Consider the following 18995-nt stretch of genomic DNA (forward strand, 5'->3'; position numbering starts at 1 on the left):
GCCCTTTGATCTCCACCGCTAACATCACCATGCAGTTCGGCTCCAAGCCGCTGTTTGAAAACGTTTCCGTCAAATTCAACAATGGCAACCGCTACGGCCTGATCGGCGCCAACGGTTGCGGCAAGTCGACCTTCATGAAGATCCTCGGCGGCGACCTGGAGCCGTCCGGTGGCCAGGTCATGCTCGAGCCGAACACCCGCCTGGGTAAGCTGCGCCAGGACCAGTTCGCCTACGAGAACTTCACCGTGATCGACACCGTGATCATGGGCCACGGCCAGCTGTGGAAGGTCAAAGCTGAGCGCGATCGCATCTACTCGCTGCCGGAAATGACCGAAGAAGACGGCATGGCCGTTGCTGAGCTGGAAACCGAATTTGCCGAGATGGACGGCTACACCGCAGAATCGCGCGCCGGCGAACTGCTGCTGGGCCTGGGTATCCCACTGGAACAGCACTTCGGCCCGATGAGCGAAGTGGCACCGGGCTGGAAGCTGCGCGTACTGTTGGCCCAGGCGCTGTTCTCGGACCCGGACGTGCTGCTGCTCGACGAACCGACCAACCACCTGGACATCAACACCATCCGCTGGCTCGAAACGATCCTCACGGCGCGTAACAGCACCATGATCATCATTTCCCACGACCGCCACTTCCTCAACAGCGTCTGCACCCACATGGCCGACCTGGATTACGGTGAGCTGCGTCTGTTCCCAGGCAACTACGACGAATACATGACCGCCGCGACCCAGTCGCGCGAGCAGTTGCTGTCGGACAACGCCAAGAAGAAAGCCCAGATCGCCGAGCTGCAAACCTTCGTCAGCCGCTTCTCGGCCAACGCCTCGAAGGCCAAGCAGGCCACCTCGCGCGCCAAGCAGATCGACAAGATCCAGCTGGCCGAGGTCAAGCCGTCGAGCCGGGTCAGCCCGTTCATCCGCTTCGAGCAAACCAAAAAGCTGCACCGCCAGGCCGTTGTGGTCGAGAAGATGGCCAAGGCCTTCGACGACAAGGTGCTGTTCAAGAACTTCGACATCACTGTCGAAGCCGGCGAGCGCGTTGCGATCATCGGCCCCAACGGTATCGGCAAGACCACCCTGCTGCGCACCCTGGTAGGCGAGATGAAGCCGGATGCGGGCTCGGTGAAATGGACCGACAGCGCCGAAGTGGGCTACTACGCCCAGGACCACGCCCACGACTTCGAAGACGACCTGAGCCTGTTCGACTGGATGGGCCAGTGGACCTCCGGTGAACAGGTGATTCGCGGCACCCTCGGGCGCATGCTGTTCTCCAACGACGAGATCCTCAAGTCGGTGAAGGTGATTTCCGGCGGTGAGCAAGGTCGCATGCTGTTCGGCAAGCTGATCCTGCAAAAGCCGAACGTGCTGGTGATGGACGAACCGACCAACCACCTGGACATGGAATCGATCGAAGCGCTGAACCTGGCGCTGGAAAACTACCCGGGCACGCTGCTGTTCGTCAGCCACGACCGCGAGTTCGTGTCGTCGCTGGCCACCCGCATCATCGAGCTGTCGCCGGACGGTGTCGTGGACTTCAGCGGCACCTATGACGATTACCTGCGCAGCCAGGGCGTCGTGGTCTGATGTAGCTGATGTAGCCTGGCCCCTTTGAGGGGGCTGGGCCACCCCTCTTCGCGGGGCAAGCCCGCGATGAGGCCAATGATTAATTCGTTAGCCTGCTTTCATTTCCTTCGCGCAACGGCCATGATGAAACAACGCCCAACCGCCTGCCCGCGAAAGAGCCCATGACCGCGCAACAACCCGCCCCCGCCAGCAACACCGTCAACATCACCCTGCAGATCCTGTCGATCGTCTTCTACACGTTCATTGCCTTCCTCTGCATCGGCCTGCCGATCGCGGTGCTGCCCAGCTATGTGCATGACCAGCTGGGCTTTGGCGCGGTGATCGCGGGGGTGACGATTGGCCTGCAATACCTCGCCACCATGCTCAGCCGCCCCTTCGCTGGGCGGGTGGCGGATACGCTGGGCGGTAAGCAGGCGATCCGTTTCGGCTTGCTGGGGATTGCCAGCTGCGGGGTGTTGACCCTGTTGTCTGCCTGGACACTGAGCGTGCCATTGCTGAGCCTTGCGCTGCTGCTGGGTGGGCGTTTGCTGCTGGGTATCGCCCAGGGCCTGATCGGTGTGGCTACTTTGAGCTGGGGCATCAGCCAAGTCGGCCCGGAGCACACAGCTCGGGTGATCTCCTGGAACGGTATCGCGTCCTATGGCGCCATTGCCATTGGTGCTCCAGTAGGCGTACTGGCCGTGGATGGCCTGGATTTCAGCGTGCTGGGGCCAACCTTGCTGGTACTGGCGCTGTTTGCCCTGCTGGTGCTGCGCAAACGGCCGGACGTCGTGGTGGTACGTGGCGAACGGCTGGCATTCTGGTCGGCATTTGGCCGGGTTGCGCCCTGTGGCCTGGGGCTGACCCTGGCATCGATCGGCTATGGCACCCTGACTACGTTCGTCACCCTTTATTACCTGGAGCGTGGCTGGGCCGGCGCGGCCTGGTGCCTGAGCGCCTTTGGCGTGTGTTTCATCATTTCGCGGCTGTTGTTCGTCAATGCGGTCAACCGGTTTGGCGGCTACAACGTGGCGGTGGTTTGCATGGCTACCGAGGTGGTCGGCCTGGGCCTGCTGTGGCTGGCCCCCTCGCCGCCTTGGGCTTTGGCAGGTGCCGGGCTTACCGGCTTCGGGCTATCGCTGGTGTACCCGGCGCTAGGCGTCGAGGCAATCAAGCAGGTGCCCAGCAGCAGCCGCGGCGCCGGGTTGGGCGCTTATGCAGTGTTCTTCGACATGGCCTTGGCCATCGCCGGCCCGGTGATGGGGGCGGTGGCGGTGCATTTGGGCTATGCCTCGATCTTTTGCGTCGCAGCTCTGCTCGCCCTGGCGGGCGTCGGTTTAACGCTGCTGCTGGCGCGGCGCGGCCGACGCGGCTGAGCGCTCGCCCGACGCCGGCGCGCCGAGGGCCTGGCTGAAAAAAGCTGCGGTGTCGCGCTGCAGCGAGTGGTGAATATGGCGGCGGTCAACCCCTTCGGCGTCCTTGCACAGAGCCGGCATGCGTGTGCGCTGTTCTTCGTCACACCGCGCCATGAACACAAAATGCCCCGCGCCAGCCAGCAAGCGGTAGTCCGGTGTGATGGGTAGCTTGCGGGCCAAGGCTTTGGCGTTGCGGTCCACGGCCACCAGCTGGTCACTGTCACCGCTGTAGATCAATGCCGGGATCTGTACCCCGGCCAGTGCATGGCGACCAAACAGCAGGCTCAGCGGTGCCATCAGCATCACCGCCCCCACCCGCGCGTCGGCCTCGGGCGCCAGCTCGCTGCGGTCGGCAATCAGCACGCCATGGGTCTTGCAGGCGTCGGCATCACCAGGGCGCTCAAGGCAGTACTGGCGCAGACGGTCCAGGTCGGGCTGCGCCCCGGACACGATCAGCGCCGTTTCGCCCCCTGCCGAATAGCCGATCACACCGACCTTGCCATCGTTCAAGTAAGGCCCCAGCAGCGCGTCGTCCCGGGCAGCCGTGATCGCGGCGCTGACTTGCAGCGGCCGGCCATACAGGTTGCTCAAGGTACCCAGCCGACTATGATCGCGGGCGTTGTCACCCGGGTGCACGACCGCCACGACCACAAACCCCTGGCGTGCCAGGGAGGTCGCCAGGTAATGCAAGGCCAGCGGGCTACCCGTGTTGCCGTGGGACAGCACCAGCAACGGAAACTGCCCGAGGGCCACCGGGGCTTCCTCGGCGACCTCGATCGGGTAACCGTCGATACGGCTCTTGCGGGGTGTACCAACGGCCGGGTAGAACGCCAGGGCCTGCATGGGACGGTCATCGACAGGGTCGGCCATGGTCATGTGGTGCAGGCCGGCGACCCAAGGCGCGGCGTCGGCATGGGCCAACAGGCCGCCGAGCAGGACCAGCGCCAGCAAGCAGCGAGGGATGTTCATCGGCCGGTTGCTCCGTGCAGGGCGAAGAGATTGCGCCAGCATAGAACCGCTGCAGGCAATGGCAGATGAAAACTGGATGAAACTCTCCATGCAGCCAACGCCTGCGCCCAATGCATTTGCGCTTTTCCAAGAACCCGTGGCATAGATGCAGGTCAACGTCTTTAGCTGACGCTTTCGCGGCATTCAAGGAGAACCCAGCATGAGCAAGCCCCCGTACGCCCCACCCAATGTCTGGCGCAATGACGCGGCCTCCGGCGGCCAGTTTGCCAGCATCAACCGGCCGGTTGCCGGCCCGACCCACGACAAGGCGCTGCCGGTAGGCAAGCACCCCTTGCAGCTATACTCCCTGGCCACGCCCAATGGCGTCAAGGTCAACATCGCCCTTGAAGAGCTGCTCGCTCTGGGCCACAGCGGCGCCGAGTACGACGCCTGGCTAATCCGCATCGGCGAAGGCGACCAGTTCTCCAGCGGCTTCGTACAGGTCAACCCCAACTCGAAGATCCCCGCCCTGCTTGACCGTAGCGTAGAGCCGCCGGTGCGGGTCTTCGAGTCGGGTTCGATCCTGCTGTACCTGGCGGAAAAGTTCGGCGAATTGTTGCCCAAGTCAGCGGCTGCGCGTATCGAATGCCTGAACTGGCTGTTCTGGCAGATGGGTGCGGCGCCTTATTTGGGCGGCGGCTTTGGCCACTTTTATGTGTACGCGCCGGAAAAGTTCGAGTACGCGATCAACCGCTTCACCATGGAAGCCAAGCGCCAACTGGATGTGCTCGACCGCCGCCTGGCCGAAAGCCGCTACCTGGGTGGCAGTGAGTACAGCATCGCCGATATCGCCGTGTGGCCCTGGTATGGCGAACTGGTGCGCGGCAACCTTTATAGCGCGGCAGCGTTTCTTGCGGTGCACGAATACACCCACGTGCAGCGTTGGGCCGAAGAAATCGCCCAGCGCCCCGCCGTACAGCGCGGCACGCGGGTCAACCGAACGTGGGGCGATGAAGCCAGCCAGGTGCCGGAGCGACACTGCGCGGCAGACCTGGATTGACCGTTCGGGGCCGCCTGGCGGCCCCGACAATGCCCGCCTGCATAAAACCATTTGCCCCTGCGCAAACCTGCGTCCGTCAATGCCTTCTTGTACACTCCTCGCACTAGCCCCCACCTGCAAAACTCTTTTTTGGTGAACGCATGATCGAGGTAACCGAGGTTTCCATTGCCGAGCTGCGCGACGCGCTCGAGTCGGGCCGCACGACAGCGGTCGAGCTGGTCAAGGCCTACCAGGCGCGCATCGACGCCTACGATGGAGCCGACACCGCTACCGCACTGAACGCCGTGGTGGTCCGCAACCCAGACGCACTCAAGGAGGCCGAAGCTTCCGATGCGCGCCGCGCCAAGGGCCAGCCCCTGAGCCCGCTCGACGGCATCCCCTATACGGCCAAGGACAGCTACCTGGTCAAAGGCCTCACCGCCGCCTCTGGCAGCCCGGCCTTCAAGGACCTGGTAGCCCAGCGCGACGCCTTCACCATCGAGCGTCTGCGTGCAGCCGGCGCCGTGTGCCTGGGCAAGACCAACATGCCGCCCATGGCCAACGGGGGCATGCAGCGTGGCGTCTATGGCCGCGCCGAAAGCCCGTATAACGCCAGCTACCTGACTGCGCCCTTCGCCTCCGGCTCGTCCAACGGTGCCGGTACCGCGACGGCCGCCAGCTTCAGCGCCTTCGGCCTGGCCGAGGAAACCTGGTCGAGCGGCCGTGGCCCTGCGTCGAACAACGGCCTGTGCGCCTACACCCCCTCGCGCGGGGTGATCTCGGTACGTGGCAACTGGCCGCTGACCCCGACCATGGACGTGGTGGTGCCTTATGCCCGCACCATGGCCGACCTGCTGGAAATTCTCGACGTCGTGGTTGCCGATGACGCCGACAAGCGCGGCGACCTGTGGCGCCTGCAGCCGTGGGTGCCGATCCCGGCCGCCTCTACCGTGCGCCCGGCTTCGTACCTGGACCTCGCCGTGGACGCCAGCGCACTCAAGGGCAAACGCTTTGGCGTGCCGCGCATGTACATCAATGCCGACCCAGAGGCCGGCACCTCCGAAAAACCGGGTATTGGCGGCCCGACCGGCCAGCGCATCAACACCCGCGACAGCGTCATCGACCTGTGGCAGCAGGCGCGCCAGGCCCTGGAAGCGGCCGGTGCCGAAGTGCTCGAAGTGGACTTCCCGCTGGTCTCCAACTGCGAGGGCGACCGCCCTGGCGCCCCGACCGTGTACAACCGCGGCATCGTCAGCTCGCAATTCCTCCATGACGAACTGTGGGAGCTGTCGGGCTGGGCCTTTGATGACTTCCTGCGGGCCAACGACGACCCCAAGCTCAACCGCCTGGCCGATGTCGATGGGCCGAAGATCTTCCCGCACGACCCCGGCACCCTGCCCAACCGTGAGGATGACCTGGCAGCGGGCATGGACGAGTACGTCAACATGGCCAAGCGCGGCCTGAAGACCTGGGACCAGATCGAGACCGTGCCCGACGGCCTGCGCGGGCTGGAACATACCCGCAAACTGGACCTGGAAGACTGGATGGACAACCTGGGCCTGGACGCGGTGCTGTTCCCGACCGTGGCCGACGTAGGGCCGGCGGATGCCGACATCAACCCGGCTTCGGCGGACATCGCCTGGAGCAACGGCATCTGGGTGGCCAACGGCAACCTTGCCATCCGTCATCTGGGCGTGCCAACCGTCACTGTACCGATGGGCGTGATGGCCGATATCGGCATGCCAGTGGGGCTGACCTTCGCTGGCCGCGCCTATAGCGACAATGCCCTGTTGAGCTTTGGCGCAGCCTTCGAGGCAACCGGTTCGCGCCGCATGATCCCGCCGCGCACCCCAGCACTGGGCGCATAAACGCGCCACCGCATCGCCAATTTCAACTTTATGTGCAAAAATGCACAAACCGTTGAAATTGGCGATATTTCCATGCCGCTCTCCCCACCTGAAGAACGCACGCTCACCCTCACCGTTCTCAAGGCCGCCATCGAGGCGCTGGGCAGTGTTGCCGCGCGCAACATGGAAATCCTCCTGCACGATCTCGACCACCCGGAACACTCCGTTGTGGCGGTCGTCAACGGCCACCTCTCCGGTCGCGTGGTCGGCAGCCCGATCCTCGCCGCACCGGAACAGGACCAAGGCTTCAAGGCCCTGATGCAGGCCACCGTCGAACAGCGCGGCTGCAACCCTGTGGTATTGCCCGACTACCCCACCACGCTCAAGGGCCGCACCCTGCGCAGCGCCACGGCCATCTTCCGCGACAGCACCGGCCACCCGTTTGCCAGCCTCTGCGTCAACACCGACGTCACCGGGCTGGACGCCGCCTTGAGCTTTTTGCAGCAACTCCAGCCACTGGGCGCCTCACCGGCATCGACCACCACCAGCGAACCGGCGGACATGGAACTGTTGATGAGCGAAATCATCCACGACTCGCTGCTGCGCAGTGGCCAGGGCCGCATGAACAAGCGAGCCAAGGTCGAGGCCGTGCGGGTCATGCAGGAGCGTGGCCTGTTCATCGTCAAGGGCGGCGTGGAAAAGGCCGCCAGCGCCCTCGGCGTGACCCGATACACCGTTTACAACTACCTGGAGCAACTGCGTGGCGAGAGCCCCTCGGTTGCCCGTGAAGACTGACCTGTGGAGCACGCCATGACCTTGCATATCCAGACGCCCCTGATCGAATCCCGCCCCCTGTCACTGGCCGCTGGCCGTACGGTCTGGCTCAAACTCGATGCCCTGCAGCCCTGTGGCTCGTTCAAACTGCGCGGGGTGGGCCATGCCTGTGAAGTCCACCATGCCCGGGGGGCGCGCCATTTTGTCTCGTCGTCCGGGGGTAACGCCGGGCTGGCGGTGGCTTATGCCGGGCGCAAACTAGGTGTGCCGGTGACCGTGGTGGTACCTGAAACCACTACCGAACGGGCCAAGGAACTGTTGCGCCTGGAGGACGCCAAGGTGGTGGTGCACGGCAGCTCCTGGCAGGAGGCCAATGAACTGGCTCAGACCCTGCTCGGCAGTGGCGATGCCTTTATTCATCCCTTCGACGACCCACTGCTGTGGACCGGGCATGCCAGCCTGATCGACGAAGTGGCCGCAAGCGGGCTCAAACCCGATGCGGTGGTGCTATCGGTCGGCGGCGGTGGCTTGCTCAGCGGCGTGGTCGAGGGCCTCAAGCGCAATGGCTGGGGTGACGTCCCCGTACTGGCGGTAGAAACCACCGGCGCCGCCTCGCTGCACGCCGCCATGCAGGCGGGCCACCCGGTCGAACTGGAGCGCATCGCCTCGGTGGCGACCTCCCTGGGCGCGAAGCGGGTTGCCGATCAGGCATTGGAATGCGCGCGTAACCATCCGCTGCACAGCCATCTGGTGAGCGACCGTGCCGCACTGGAAGCCTGCGAGCGCTTCTTGCTCGATCATCGGGTATTGGTGGAGCCCGCGTGTGGTGCTGCATTGGCGGTCGCTTACGAAGCCGAGAAGTTGGCCAATTACAACAATGTGCTGATAGTGGTTTGCGGGGGCGCCACGGCGACACTGGCGCAGATTCAGGATTGGTTGCAGCAAGTCGATTGAGGTTGCCTGTTCCGGCCTTTTCGCGGGCAAGCCCGCTTGTGTCTTGGAGAGGGAATAGAATCTGAAGTGAGAGCGGTGAATGGCAAGCTGATAGCCCGAGGTGCCCAGAGCACGTGTGGGAGCAAAAGCTGCCATTCACCGTTCCACTTTGGCGAGAGCCCGAACAGTTGGATGAGGGGCGTAATCTCGAATCACAAGCGTGGGCCAAGCCAAAGCGCTCTCACTCCTTGAGTTTAAGAGGGTTTGGCCATGTCTTCCTCTGTCGGCATCGATGTTTCCAGTGCCACACTTGCTGTTCACATCCGCCCTGAGGGGGTGAACTTCAGTGTTTCCAATGACTTGAAGGGATTCCAACTGCTCGTCGAAAAGCTTGGCGGGTATGCAGTTTCAATGGTCTTGCTCGAAGCTACCGGTGGCTACGAGTGCAATGTCCTCAAAGCGCTGCAGGATGCCGATTTTCCGGTTTGCCGGATCAATCCCAGTCGTGCCCGGGACTTTGCCAAGTCGATGGGTAAACGCGCCAAGACCGATCCCATTGACGCAGCGGTTTTGGCTCACCTGGCTGAAGTTATGCCCCCACGGCCTTGCCAGGTGATGACACCCGAGCGGGCCTTGCTGCGCGAACTGCTTATGCAGCGGGATCGCTTCGTCCAACAGCGCGACGATGACAAGCGGCGCCTGAAGCAGGCGCGGGCTCCCAGTGTTTGTTTGCGGTTGGAACAACACATCGCCTATCTGAAGGGTGAAATTCAAGCGCTGGAACAAGAGATCGCACAGCAGGCAGCAGCTTTGCCTGATGATCGGGTTAAACAGCTCACTCAAGTCAAAGGAATTGGTCTGATTACTGCCGGAAAGCTGATGGCCTTGCTGCCAGAGCTGGGCCAGGTGGATAAGAAGGAAATTGCCGCCTTGGTCGGTGTTGCGCCGTTCAATCAGGACAGCGGCAAGCAGTCGGGCAAGCGTTCAATCTGGGGGGGGACGCTCACAAGTCAGGCGGGCGCTCTATATGGCCTGCTGGGTGGTGATACGGCACAACAAGGACTTCTGCGAGCGCTACAAAGCACTGCGAGCCCAGGGGAAGTGCGCGAAAGTATCGGTGGTGGCGTGTATGCGAGTATTGATAGTGAGGCTAAATGCGATGCTCAAGACCGGAACGCCCTGGAAGGAGCAAATAGCTCATTCGTAGGAGCAAGCCTTGCTGGCGATGCCCGGCACAGCCGGGCCTGGGGCGCTACGCGCCCCATCACCGGCAAGGCCAGCTTCCACAAGAAGACAGTTGCTCCCACCGTTACCCCACTGCTCTTAAGGTTAGTGGAGAACCTGTGGGAGCGGGCTTGCCCGCGAAGGGGCCAGCGCAGTCAATCGAGTAAGCCTCTGGGCGCAACAAACTGTTCCAATGGGATGGGATAAAAAAACGCCCCTGAGATCAGGATAGTCACACAGGCCTGTTCTAATGAGCCTCACGCACCTGGGAAATTTCCAGCGAGCCTGACGAAAAGCGCATCTCGCCCTTTCGATCTGTAGCGAGTGAAGGCACAATGCGTGTCCTTTTTTTGGCCGGCCTTGCCGGGGGCCTTTAAATGATCAAGACGCCGTACTACCTCATCGATAAAACCAAGCTGCTGAGCAACATGGAGAAGATCGCCTACGTGCGTGAACACTCCGGTGCCAAGGCGCTGCTCGCCCTCAAATGTTTCGCCACCTGGTCGGTGTTCGACCTGATGCAGCAATACATGGACGGCACCACCTCTTCGTCGCTTTTCGAGCTCAAGCTTGGCCGCCAGAAGTTTGCCGGCGAGACCCACGCCTACAGCGTTGCCTGGGCCGACGATGAAGTCGAGGAAATGCTCGAGAACTGCGACAAGATCATCTTCAACTCGATCGGCCAGCTGCAGCGCTTTGCCGAACAGTCCGAAGGCAAAGTCCGCGGCCTGCGCGTCAACCCGCAAGTCAGCAGCTCCGACTACCTGCTGGCCGACCCGGCGCGCCCGTTCAGCCGCCTGGGTGAGTGGGACCCGGAGAAGATCGAGAAGGTCATCGAGCAGATCTCGGGCTTCATGTTCCACAACAACTGCGAGAACGGCGACTTCGGCCTGTTCGACAAGATGCTCACCCACATCGAAGAACGCTTCGGCCACTTGCTGCACAAGGTCGAGTGGGTCAGCCTCGGTGGCGGCATCCACTTCACCGGCGAAGACTATGCCGTCGATGCGTTCTGCGCGCGCCTTAAAGCCTTCTCGCAAACTTACGGCGTACAGGTTTACCTGGAGCCAGGCGAAGCCGCCATCACCAACAGCGCCTCGCTGGAAGTGACCGTGCTCGACACCCTGTACAACGGCAAGCACCTGGCCGTGGTCGACAGTTCGATCGAAGCACACCTGCTCGACCTGCTGATCTACCGCCTCAACGCCAAGATGGCCCCCAACGATGGCGAGCACACCTACATGGTCTGCGGCAAATCGTGCCTGGCCGGTGACATCTTCGGCGAGTACCAATTCGATCGTCCGTTGGCCATCGGCGATCGCCTGTCGTTCATCGACACGGCGGGCTACACCATGGTCAAGAAAAACTGGTTCAACGGTCTGAAAATGCCATCCATCGTGGTCAAGCAGCTCGACGGCAGTGTCGAGGTGGTGCGCGAGTTCGGTTTCGAAGACTACGTTTCCAGCCTGTCGTAAGACCGGCTTTCAGTAAGGAGCAAGGGATAAATTGAAGAAGAACGTTCTTATCATTGGTGCAGGAGGTGTCGCCAAGGTGGTGGCCCACAAGTGCGCGCAGCATAACGACGAACTCGGTCGTATTGCCATTGCGTCGCGGAACATCTCCAAATGCCAGGCCATCATCGACAGCGTCAAGGCCAAGGGTAGCCTCAAGGTACCCGCCGACATCCAGGCCTTCTCGCTCAACGCGCTCGATGTCGAGGCGACCAAAGCACTGATCCGCGAGACCGAATCGCAGATCGTGATCAACGTGGGCTCTGCCTTCCTCAACATGTCGGTGCTGCGTGCCTGCATCGATACCGGTGTTGCCTACCTGGACACCGCGATTCACGAAGAACCAGGCAAAATCTGCGAAACGCCGCCCTGGTACGGCAACTACGAGTGGAAACACCTCGAAGAGTGCCAAGAAAAGAACATTACAGCCATTCTCGGCGTCGGTTTCGACCCGGGTGTGGTGAACAGCTACGCAAAACTTGCGCAGCAGCAATACTTCGACCGCATTGATTCGATCGACATCCTCGACGTCAATGCCGGCTCGCATGGCAAGTATTTCGCCACCAACTTCGACCCGGAAATCAACTTCCGCGAGTTCACCGGGCAAGTATGGAGCTGGCAGAACAGCCAGTGGACCAGCAACACCATGTTCGAGGTCAAGCGTACCGACGACCTGCCGGTCGTAGGCTCGCAAAACCTGTACCTGACCGGTCACGACGAGGTCCACTCGATCTCGAAGAACCTCAACGTGCCGAACGTGCGTTTCTGGATGAGCTTCGGCGAGCACTACATCAACGTGTTCACGGTGCTGAAAAACCTGGGCCTGCTTTCCGAGCAGCCGGTCAAGACTGCCGAAGGCCTGGAAGTGGTGCCTTTGAAAGTGGTCAAGGCCGTGCTGCCTGACCCGTCCTCCCTGGCCCCGGGCTACACCGGTAAGACCTGCATCGGTGACCTGGTCAAGGGCACCAAAAACGGCCAGCCGCGCGAAGTGTTCATCTACAACGTAGCGGATCACGAAGAAGCCTTTGCCGAGACCGACAGCCAGGGTATTTCCTACACTGCCGGTGTACCGCCAGTGGCTGCCGCCCTGCTGGTCGCCCGTGGCGAGTGGGATGCCAAGCGCATGGTCAACGTTGAAGAACTGCCAGCCGAGCCGTTCCTCAAGGCGCTGGACGTGATGGGCCTGCCGACCCGCGTCAAAGATGAAAAAGGTGATCGTCCGTGGGACGCTGAAGCCTAAGCAACACCCCGCAGGGCGCCTATCAGGCGCCCTGTTTTTTGTGCATCTGCCAGCGGTACACGTGGCAATGCCCGAACGGCTCGACCCCTGCCGCCTGCTCGCGTACGCTTGCCGCTTTCCTTCCGTAGCAAGGCAAACGCTCCCATGGCAAACACAGACATCACCTACACCCCCGACCCGGACGCCGACTCCATTTCGTCCGACGTCGCCGAATACAACGGCGTGCTGGTTTCCACCCAAATCCCCACGCGCGCCGATGGCAGCCTCGAACTGGGCGACATCGTTGCGCAGAGCGAATGCACCTTGCAGGCGCTGAAAGTGGCCCTGGAAAAAGCCGGCAGCGGCATGGACCGCGTGCTGCACCTGACCATCTACCTCACCGACATGGCTGAACGTGCAGCGTTCAACGAGGTGTACCAGCGTTTCTTCAGCAAGCCGTGGCCAGTACGCGCCGCCGTTGGCGTGGCCTCGCTGGCTGTTGAAGGCATGCGCGTGGAAGTCACTGCGATGGCTGCCAAGCGCTGACCCCAGCAGATTGCGCCCAGCCTCGTAGGAGCGGCCTTGCGTCCCATTCGCCACGCAAGGCCGCTCCTACAACCTGGCATACCACCTCTAAGCAGCGTAGGGATGCCACCAACCCGTTTCACCGCTACAATGCCCGCCTAAACCGTGACCGCCCGAAAATATAACGACATGTCCCTTCCAAAGAATCACCTGGAACTGCTCAGCCCTGCCCGTGACGTGGCCATCGCTCGCGAAGCGATCCTGCACGGCGCTGATGCCATCTATATTGGCGGCCCGAGCTTCGGCGCGCGCCATAACGCCTGCAACGAAGTCAGCGAAATCGCCGAACTGGTCGAGTTCGCACGTCGCTACCATGCACGCGTGTTCACCACCATCAACACCATCCTCCACGACAACGAGCTGGAGCCTGCGCGCAAGCTGATCCATCAGCTCTACGACGCCGGCGTCGATGCCCTGATCGTGCAGGACCTGGGGGTGATGGAGCTGGATATTCCGCCGATCGAGCTGCACGCCAGCACCCAGACCGACATCCGTACCCTGGAACGGGCCAAGTTCCTCGACCAGGCCGGCTTCTCGCAGCTGGTACTGGCCCGCGAGCTGAATCTGCAGCAGATTCGCGCCATCGCCGCCGAAACCGACGCCGCCATCGAATTCTTCATCCACGGCGCGCTGTGCGTGGCTTTCTCCGGCCAGTGCAACATCTCCCACGCCCAGACCGGGCGCAGCGCCAACCGTGGCGACTGCTCGCAAGCCTGCCGCCTGCCCTACACCCTCAAGGATGACCAGGGCCGCGTGGTTGCCTTCGAGAAGCACCTGCTGTCGATGAAGGACAACAACCAGACCGCCAACCTGCGCGACCTGGTCGATGCCGGCGTGCGCTCGTTCAAGATCGAGGGCCGCTACAAGGACATGGGCTATGTGAAGAACATCACCGCCCACTACCGCAAAGAGCTCGACGCCATTCTCGAAGACCGCCCGCACCAGGCCCGCGCGTCGAGCGGCCGTACCGAGCACTTCTTCGTCCCCGACCCGGACAAAACCTTCCACCGCGGCAGCACTGACTACTTCGTCAGCGACCGCAAGATCGACATCGGTGCCTTCGACTCGCCTACTTTCACCGGCTTGCCGGTGGGCGTGGTGGAAAAGGTCAACAAGCGTGACATGTTGGTTACCACCGAGGTGCCGCTGAGCAATGGCGATGGCCTCAACGTGCAGGTCAAGCGTGAAGTGGTGGGTTTCCGCGCCAATATCGCCGAGCCACGTGGCGAGTTCGAGGAAGACGGCCAGAAGCGCTACCGCTACCGCGTCGAGCCCAACGAAATGCCCGATGGCCTGTACAAGCTACGGCCCAACCATCCTTTGTCGCGCAACCTCGACCACAACTGGCAGCAAGCCTTGCAGCGCACTTCGGCCGAGCGCCGGGTGGGTGTCGAGTGGCACGCGGTACTGCGCGAGCAGCGCCTGATGCTGACGGTCAGCAGTGAGGAAGGTGTCAGTGTGCAGGTAGCCCTGGACGGCCCGTTCGGCGCAGCCAACAAGCCGCAACAGGCACTGGAGCAACTGCACGACCTGCTAGGCCAGCTGGGCACCACCCAGTACCACGCCAACGCCATCGAGCTGGATGCACCGCAGGCGTACTTCATCCCCAACTCGCAACTCAAAGCCCTGCGCCGCGAAGCCATCGAAGCGCTGACCGCTGCACGGGTCAAGGCGCACCCGCGTGGCGGGCGCAAGGCCGAAACCACGCCGCCGCCGGTCTACCCAGAGTCGCACCTGTCGTTCCTGGCCAACGTGTACAACCAGAAGGCCCGCGACTTCTACCACCGTCATGGCGTGCAATTGATCGACGCGGCCTACGAGGCCCATGAAGAGCACGGCGAAGTGCCGGTAATGATCACCAAGCACTGCCTGCGCTTCTCGTTCAACCTGTGCCCCAAGCAGGCCAAGGGCGTCACCGGCGTGCGCACCAAAGTCGCGCCGATGCAGTTGATTCAGGGCGATGAAGTACTGACCCTGAAGTTCGACTGCAAGCCGTGTGAAATGCACGTGGTCGGCAAGATGAAGAGCCACATCATCGACCTGCCGACACCCGGCAGCGCGGTGGCTCAAGTGGTGGGGCACATCAGCCCGGAAGACCTGCTCAAGACCATCCCGCGCGCACCGCATTGATCGGGCGGCGCATGAGGTAGCCCACTCCCACAGGGTGGGCTGCCCTGCGGCGATCGCTGGTCACTCAGCTCAGCGAATCTGGTGCTTGTGCAACAGCCGATAGAATGTTGGCCGTGAGATCCCCAGCACCTTCGCCGCGATGCTCAGGTTGTCACTGTGGCGGTTCAGCACATCACACAGGGCTTGGCGCTCTGCCCGGTGCTTGTATTCCTCCAGCGTCCCCAGCGGCGGCTGTTCCTGCTCGGTCTGCAAACCCAGGTCCTGCGCTTCGATCTGCCGCCCTTCAGCCAGCACCAGCCCGCGCCGCACCCGGTTGGCCAACTCGCGCACGTTGCCGGGCCAGTCATGCCGGCCCATGGCCGCCAAGGCATGGTCACTGAACGAGCGCGGCCTGCGCCCGGTCTCCAGGCTATAGAAATGCGCAAAATGGCTGGCCAGCATCGACAGGTCACCATGCCTGTCACGCAACGGCGCGGTCACCACCTGCAACACATTGAGCCGGTAATACAGGTCTTCGCGAAAGCGCCCCTGTTCGATGGCTTTTTCCAGGTCCACGTGGGTTGCCGCCAGCACCCTCACATCCACCGGGATCGGTTGGCTGCCGCCGACCCGCTCAATGTGCTTTTCCTGCAGAAAGCGCAGCAGGTTGGCCTGTAGCTCCAACGGCAAATCACCGACCTCGTCCAGAAACAGGGTACCGCCATGGGCGGCCTCGATACGCCCTGCCTTGCGCTGATGAGCGCCGGTGAACGCGCCCTTTTCATGCCCGAACAGCTCGGACTGAATCAGGTGCTCGGGGATCGCCCCACAGTTGATTGCGATAAACGGTTGATCGCGCCGCTGTGACTGCTGATGCAGGGTACGCGCCACCAACTCCTTGCCCGTGCCACTCTCACCGCGGATCAGTACGGGTGACTCGGTGGGCGCCAGCTTACCCAACAGTTTGCGCAATTCGCGAATCGGTCGGCTTTCACCCAGCAGCTCATGGGTGGCCTCATCGACCCGCGCCGCCCCCTTGCCGCGCAAGCGCGCCATGCCAAACGCCCGCCCGAGGGTAACCTGCACGCGGGAAACATCAAACGGCAAGGTATGGAAGTCGAAAAACCATTCGCAAACGAAGTCACCCACGTTCTGCATGCGCAATTGCTCGGCGCTGAGCACGGCTATCCATTCGGTATTGCTGCGCTTGATCATGTCCTTCACGGCGTCAGGATGGCGCAGGTGCGATGCCTGCAAGCGCAGCAGGCCAACATCGCAGGTGTGCTCCAGCGCGGCGCCGAGGACACAACTGTCCACATCCCAGCCGGCACTGCGCAGGCCCGGCAGTAGGCGGTGGCAGTCGTCGCAGGGGTCGACGATGAGCAAACGGCGTTGGCAAGCGGGTTGCTGCATGACCGATCCTTGGCGCCAGTGTTTGGTTTTATGAAGTAAAACAGCAAGTTGTGGCGCCCAATTAACAGTAGCAACGAACTTGACGGTGCCCAGTACCGTCTGTCTGCCGACTCATTTTTTTACAATGTGTGACGGGAATTTTCGCACTTTATCGACATCACATGGCGGCGCAGGCAAGCACGGATTCGACCCTGACAAATTTTTTTACATCCAAAGTGTGACTTGCCCCCGGACAACGAGCATCAGTACACATAACCCCGCGCTGCACTTCGCGATAATTGAGGCGACTTAAAAGCAACGCGGACTCACTTCGATGTTTGGGACCATAGAGAGACCGAACCATGAATGCCCCGCTCCGTGTCAACGAAGCACTGCTGATTGCCGACCACGCCTTCGAACCTTTCCAGTGCGTAGCCTGGGATGCACCCAATGGTACTGGTGAGCTAAGCCTGGCAGTGATCGACCGGACCAGCACCCGCATCGGCAGCAAACAAGTGTCCTCGCGCATTTATTCCGACCCTGCGCAGTGGGCCAGCCTGATCGAGGAAGTGCGCGCCGAATTGTGCGAAAAAGGTTATGACCTGCAACCCTGGTCGATGCCAAAGTAATATCGATTGCCCCTCCAAGTGCGTGCCCTGTCACGCACTTGTACAACTTCCCGGTTGCTGTCCTGGCAACTTTTTATTGCGACACTCTTTATTGCGACATCGTGTCGCAGTATCACACTCCGCCGTTATTCAATCCACGACCTTGAAATGCTCAAGGTGCTGGTAATCAGCCTGCAGCTGTTCTGCCAATCGTTGCGCACGCCCCAGGCGAACGGGCGCCAGTTCCATGTCGACCAAGAGCGTCGCACACGGCATGGGTTGCACGGCATCCCAGTGCTGCAGTCGGCCATCAGTGAACACCAGGCAGCGCAGCGCCTCGTTGGGGTGCGCCTGCTGCCGCGTCTGCAGCCATTGCCGTGCCTGCTCCAGTGCAGCGATCAACGGCGTACCGCCACCGGCGCCCAGCGCTTGCAACCATGGCTGCAGGGCTGCCGAGGCCTTCAGGCCGTGACGCTGCCACTGTGGCGTCTGCCCGCTGGCAGTCAGCAAGGCCAGACGGGCCCGTTGGCGGTATGCCTGGTCGAACAACGCCGCCAGCAAGCCTTTGGTCTGGGCCAGCGCCTGGTGGCGGCGGGTTGAGGCAGACGCATCGACGATTACCAGCCAAAGCTCGTTAGCCTGGGCCTTACGCTGTTGCCAGCAGAGGTCGTCGCGCAGCCGTGGCCGCCCCTTGAGCAAAGTCGGCAACCAGGCAACCCGGCCCGTGGCGGCGCTGTGCGCGCGGCCACGGCTGGCGCCTGGCAGCTTCCCCGTGCGTGGTCTGGCATCCGTCCCTTGGGCAGGTCGCTGGCGGATGCTCAGGGCTTTTTTGCCCAGTTCGGCACCTCGCGGCGTGCGCCAGTGGCCACCGGCTGAGGTGGCAGCGCACCCCAGTCACCCTGCCCGCCCTGGTTATTTGCGCCCTGCTCGCTTGCCTGCGGGGGCGGCGAAGACGGCTGCTGCGCAGGCGTGACCCGACGGCGATGGCGCAGGGCGAACTCGGCCACCGCGTCGACATCGGCTTCTTCAATGGCCACGCCCCCACGCCAGGCGCAGTGTGCGCGGGCAGCGCGCAGCCACACCAGGTCCGCACGCAAGCCATCGACCCCTGCGGCATAGCAGCGCTCGGTGATCCAGGCTAGGGCCTGGTCGTCCAGGGCTATCTGGGCAAGGCCGTGACGCGCCTGCTGGCAGCGCTCACGCAACTGCGCCTGGGCAGCGGCCCATTGCGCGCAGAAGGCCTGCGGGTCGCTGTCGAACGCCAGGCGACGACGAATGATCTGCTGGCGCGCCTGCGGCTCTGGCAAACCTTCCAGGGCCACGTTCAAGCCGAAACGGTCGAGCAACTGCGGCCGCAATTCGCCTTCTTCCGGGTTCATGGTGCCAATCAGTACAAAACGGGCGCTGTGCCGGTGCGAGATGCCGTCGCGCTCGATACGGTTAGTGCCGCTGGCAGCCACGTCGAGCAACAGGTCGACGAGGGTGTCGGGCAACAAGTTGACCTCATCCACGTACAGCACGCCGCCATCAGCCTGGGCCAACACGCCCGGCGAAAACTGTGCCTTGCCCTGCCCCAGCGCAGCGTCCAGGTCGAGGGTGCCGACCAGGCGCTCCTCGCTCGCGCCCAGTGGCAGGGTGACGAACGGGCCTTCGCCGAGCACGTCGGCGAGGCCACGAGCCAGGGTACTCTTGGCCATGCCGCGCGGGCCTTCGATCAGCACGCCGCCGATTTTCGGGTCGATAGCAGTCAGGCACAGGGCCAGTTTCAGCTCATCGGCACCGACCACGGCGGCCAGCGGAAATTGTACGGGTTCACTCAT

General features: G+C 62.6%; 15 protein-coding genes and 1 pseudogene. 12 read left to right on the forward strand and 4 right to left on the reverse strand.

Translation table 11 applies throughout. The features are described 5' to 3' along the window. Window positions 1-5: 5 nt before the first annotated feature. Window positions 6-1592 carry an ABC-F family ATPase gene (locus ACSSU5_RS25150; RefSeq protein WP_264313125.1) on the forward strand — a complete coding sequence of 529 codons (1587 nt, stop codon included), beginning with the start codon at window positions 6-8 and terminating at the stop codon, window positions 1590-1592. Window positions 1593-1753: 161 nt separating this feature from the next. Next, complete coding sequence (locus ACSSU5_RS25155; RefSeq protein WP_492560156.1) at window positions 1754-2947, forward strand: MFS transporter; 1194 nt, start codon at window positions 1754-1756, stop codon at window positions 2945-2947. Here ACSSU5_RS25155 and ACSSU5_RS25160 read toward each other — a convergent pair. Next, window positions 2909-3955: an alpha/beta hydrolase family protein gene (locus tag ACSSU5_RS25160; RefSeq protein WP_492560157.1), complete on the reverse strand. Its 1047-nt coding sequence runs from the start codon at window positions 3953-3955 to the stop codon at window positions 2909-2911. The two genes, ACSSU5_RS25155 and ACSSU5_RS25160, sit on opposite strands and share 39 nt — an antisense overlap. 199 nt (window positions 3956-4154) lie before the next feature. Between ACSSU5_RS25160 and yghU the strand changes: the two genes are divergently transcribed. The 9 genes and pseudogenes from yghU (at window position 4155) to ACSSU5_RS25205 (ending at window position 15196) form a co-directional block, all read left to right on the forward strand. After that, entirely contained in the window at window positions 4155-4994 is an 840-nt protein-coding gene (gene yghU, locus ACSSU5_RS25165; protein WP_264313122.1) for a glutathione-dependent disulfide-bond oxidoreductase, read from the forward strand. Between the two features lie 140 nt (window positions 4995-5134). Next, a complete protein-coding gene (locus ACSSU5_RS25170; protein WP_264313121.1) occupies window positions 5135-6841 on the forward strand; it encodes an amidase in 1707 nt (568 codons plus the stop codon). Window positions 6842-6913: 72 nt separating this feature from the next. Then, window positions 6914-7615, forward strand: coding sequence for a helix-turn-helix transcriptional regulator (locus ACSSU5_RS25175; protein ID WP_492560158.1), 702 nt, complete (start codon window positions 6914-6916; stop codon window positions 7613-7615). Window positions 7616-7630: 15 nt separating this feature from the next. Then, on the forward strand, window positions 7631-8548 hold the full coding sequence (locus tag ACSSU5_RS25180) for a pyridoxal-phosphate dependent enzyme (protein ID WP_264313119.1): 918 nt from the start codon (window positions 7631-7633) through the stop codon (window positions 8546-8548). A gap of 249 nt (window positions 8549-8797) precedes the next feature. Continuing rightward, window positions 8798-9734, forward strand: a pseudogene (locus ACSSU5_RS25185) (IS110 family transposase). A gap of 394 nt (window positions 9735-10128) precedes the next feature. Then, complete coding sequence (locus ACSSU5_RS25190; RefSeq protein WP_264313118.1) at window positions 10129-11226, forward strand: carboxynorspermidine decarboxylase; 1098 nt, start codon at window positions 10129-10131, stop codon at window positions 11224-11226. 31 nt (window positions 11227-11257) lie between these two features. Further along, window positions 11258-12502 carry a saccharopine dehydrogenase family protein gene (locus ACSSU5_RS25195; RefSeq protein ID WP_264313117.1) on the forward strand — a complete coding sequence of 415 codons (1245 nt, stop codon included), beginning with the start codon at window positions 11258-11260 and terminating at the stop codon, window positions 12500-12502. Between the two features lie 144 nt (window positions 12503-12646). Then, window positions 12647-13027, forward strand: coding sequence for a RidA family protein (locus tag ACSSU5_RS25200; RefSeq protein ID WP_264313116.1), 381 nt, complete (start codon window positions 12647-12649; stop codon window positions 13025-13027). 168 nt (window positions 13028-13195) lie between these two features. Beyond that, window positions 13196-15196 carry a peptidase U32 family protein gene (locus ACSSU5_RS25205; RefSeq protein WP_492560159.1) on the forward strand — a complete coding sequence of 667 codons (2001 nt, stop codon included), beginning with the start codon at window positions 13196-13198 and terminating at the stop codon, window positions 15194-15196. Between the two features lie 69 nt (window positions 15197-15265). On the opposite strand, the gene ACSSU5_RS25210 is transcribed toward ACSSU5_RS25205, so the two are convergent. Continuing rightward, window positions 15266-16588: a sigma-54 dependent transcriptional regulator gene (locus ACSSU5_RS25210; RefSeq protein ID WP_492560160.1), complete on the reverse strand. Its 1323-nt coding sequence runs from the start codon at window positions 16586-16588 to the stop codon at window positions 15266-15268. Between the two features lie 341 nt (window positions 16589-16929). Between ACSSU5_RS25210 and ACSSU5_RS25215 the strand changes: the two genes are divergently transcribed. Then, window positions 16930-17196, forward strand: a complete 267-nt coding sequence (locus ACSSU5_RS25215) for a hypothetical protein (RefSeq protein WP_013972506.1) — start codon at window positions 16930-16932, stop codon at window positions 17194-17196. 129 nt (window positions 17197-17325) lie between these two features. Here the strand turns inward: ACSSU5_RS25215 and ACSSU5_RS25220 are convergent, their stop codons facing one another. Both ACSSU5_RS25220 and ACSSU5_RS25225 read right to left on the reverse strand, forming a co-directional pair. Next, a complete protein-coding gene (locus ACSSU5_RS25220; protein ID WP_264313922.1) occupies window positions 17326-17940 on the reverse strand; it encodes a VWA domain-containing protein in 615 nt (204 codons plus the stop codon). A 53-nt stretch (window positions 17941-17993) separates the two neighbouring features. Further along, window positions 17994-18995, reverse strand: a complete 1002-nt coding sequence (locus ACSSU5_RS25225) for a magnesium chelatase ATPase subunit I (RefSeq protein ID WP_492560161.1) — start codon at window positions 18993-18995, stop codon at window positions 17994-17996.

It is taken from the genome of Pseudomonas sp. E1MeOHC2 (assembly GCF_058745025.1).

Bases quoted from the DNA above. Each gene is read 5' to 3' on its own strand.
- ACSSU5_RS25155 (WP_492560156.1), top strand. From the start codon at position 1,754: ATGACCGCGCAACAACCCGCCCCCGCCAGCAACACCGTCAACATCACC.
- ACSSU5_RS25170 (WP_264313121.1), top strand. From the start codon at position 5,135: ATGATCGAGGTAACCGAGGTTTCCATTGCCGAGCTGCGCGACGCGCTC.
- yghU (WP_264313122.1), top strand. From the start codon at position 4,155: ATGAGCAAGCCCCCGTACGCCCCACCCAATGTCTGGCGCAATGACGCG.
- ACSSU5_RS25215 (WP_013972506.1), top strand. From the start codon at position 16,930: ATGAATGCCCCGCTCCGTGTCAACGAAGCACTGCTGATTGCCGACCAC.
- ACSSU5_RS25160 (WP_492560157.1), bottom strand. From the start codon at position 3,955: ATGAACATCCCTCGCTGCTTGCTGGCGCTGGTCCTGCTCGGCGGCCTG.
- ACSSU5_RS25225 (WP_492560161.1), bottom strand. From the start codon at position 18,995: ATGAGTGAACCCGTACAATTTCCGCTGGCCGCCGTGGTCGGTGCCGAT.
- ACSSU5_RS25210 (WP_492560160.1), bottom strand. From the start codon at position 16,588: ATGCAGCAACCCGCTTGCCAACGCCGTTTGCTCATCGTCGACCCCTGC.
- ACSSU5_RS25200 (WP_264313116.1), top strand. From the start codon at position 12,647: ATGGCAAACACAGACATCACCTACACCCCCGACCCGGACGCCGACTCC.
- ACSSU5_RS25180 (WP_264313119.1), top strand. From the start codon at position 7,631: ATGACCTTGCATATCCAGACGCCCCTGATCGAATCCCGCCCCCTGTCA.
- ACSSU5_RS25190 (WP_264313118.1), top strand. From the start codon at position 10,129: ATGATCAAGACGCCGTACTACCTCATCGATAAAACCAAGCTGCTGAGC.
- ACSSU5_RS25205 (WP_492560159.1), top strand. From the start codon at position 13,196: ATGTCCCTTCCAAAGAATCACCTGGAACTGCTCAGCCCTGCCCGTGAC.
- ACSSU5_RS25175 (WP_492560158.1), top strand. From the start codon at position 6,914: ATGCCGCTCTCCCCACCTGAAGAACGCACGCTCACCCTCACCGTTCTC.